Genomic DNA, 600 nt, shown 5'->3' with positions numbered 1-600 from the left:
CGGAGGCCATACCGTTCCGGCGTTTGCCCAACAGATAGATCCGGCACTGACCGGCGCAGTGACGGCACAGACGCTGGAACTGAAAAGCCTGCACGACAAGCGCAGGAAGACGCAGGAGAAGATAATCGCCGCCGAAGCCGCCGTGACGGTCGCCCTCGACCGGGTACACAGCGTAGAGAATAAGATGCTGGAATACCTCTCCAACGCACAGGGGGCGGTGCAGAATCTCTACCAAATCAAACGAGCAGGGGAACTGGTGACGACCGAGATACCGCAGAACTGCAGCCTGCTGCTCAAATCGGTGGGAAGCAACCTCAAGGGCACGGCGATAGCGGCCATCGTGTCGGACGAGCTGACGGACGCGGCCACGCAGATGGCAGCACTCTATCCGTTCATGAAGCAGCTCGTGACTTCGGGCAGCTACGACGTGACAGGAGCTGACGGAAAAAACGAGAAGCACAAGGTCAACCTGCTGGACTCTTCGGAACGCTACTACATTGCCAACGAGGTGGTGACAAGGCTCGAAGCCATCAACACCGACCTGTTCATCCTGGCATGGCAGGTGCGCACGCTCTCGTGGAACGACCTCTGGTTCTCGCT

Annotated in this window: 1 protein-coding gene; it reads left to right on the top strand. The window is 59.0% G+C overall.

Going from position 1 to position 600, the window contains the following annotated elements; genetic code table 11:
* Positions 1–34 precede the first annotated feature (34 nt).
* The coding region (locus H6B30_RS16050; RefSeq protein ID WP_338089014.1) for a hypothetical protein at positions 35–600 on the top strand (566 nt) is incomplete at its 3' end.

Source organism: Marseilla massiliensis (genome assembly GCF_016899955.1).
GTDB lineage: Bacteria > Bacteroidota > Bacteroidia > Bacteroidales > Bacteroidaceae > Prevotella > Prevotella intestinigallinarum.
This window is presented reverse-complemented; position numbering and strand designations above follow the sequence as displayed.